The organism is Sphingomonas sp. 28-62-20 (assembly GCF_002281505.1).
Window position 1 is genome coordinate 1 of record NZ_NCGH01000085.1, and the last position, 1,030, is coordinate 1,030.

Sequence of the window (1,030 nt, forward strand, 5' to 3'; positions counted from 1 at the left end):
CCGGTATCAAGCCCGGAACGCGCTACGCTGCCAAGGGAGCTTTTCTCATTCGCGCCGACATTGAAAAGTCGGGCGCGAGCCACGACCATTGATCGGAAAACAGAATATGCTCGCCCGTATCATCGGATTTTCAATCCGCCAGCGTTGGCTGGTGCTTGGCATTGTCGCCTTGCTCATCGCGCTTGGCGTGTGGAGCGCCACCCGCCTTCCAATCGACGCCGTCCCTGACATCACCAATGTGCAGGTGCAAATCAACACCGAAGCTGAAGGATTTTCGCCGCTCGAAGCCGAGCAGAGGATCACTTACCCAATTGAAACCGCAATCGCGGGCGTGCCGAAGCTGAGCTACACCCGCTCGGTTTCGCGATACGGATTGAGCCAGGTTACCGTTATCTTCGAGGACGGCACCGATCTTTATTTTGCGCGTCAGCTCGTCAACGAGCGTTTGCAGGCCGCGAAATCGCAATTGCCACCGGGCATTGAACCGCAAATGGGGCCGACAGCCACCGGGCTTGGCGAGATTTTCATGTATTCAGTCACTGCGAAACCGGGGGCAAGCAAGCCCGATGGCTCCGCTTGGACACCAACCGATTTGCGTACGCTTCATGACTGGGTAGTGCGGCCGCAAATGCGCAATGTGCCCGGCGTTGCCGAGGTCAACACGGTCGGCGGCTATACCAAGCAATATCACGTCACACCGAACCCGGCGCAGCTGGCGACGCTCAAGCTGTCGCTCACCGATGTCGTCAACGCGCTTGAGGCGAACAACGCAAACGCTGGCGCCGGCTATGTCGAACGGGCTGGCGAACAGGTTTTGATCCGGCTGCCTGGCAGAGCTGAAAACGAGATCGACTTGTCGCAGATCGTCGTTGCCAAGCGAGGCGGAATTCCCATCCGAATCGGCGACATTGCAGAAGTCGTTATCGGGTCTGAACTCAGGACCGGTGCGGCGACCGAGAACGGCAAGGAAATTGTCCTCGGCACGATCTTCATGTTGACCGGAAGCAACCCGCGTATCGTCGCGCAGGCA

The 1,030-nt window shown here is 58.5% G+C and carries 1 protein-coding gene; it reads left to right on the forward strand.

The genetic code is table 11. From position 1 onward, the window contains the following. Positions 1–106: 106 nt before the first annotated feature. Positions 107–1,030, forward strand: a 924-nt coding sequence (locus B7Y43_RS20215) for an efflux RND transporter permease subunit (protein WP_374133444.1), incomplete at its 3' end; no start/stop codon positions are given.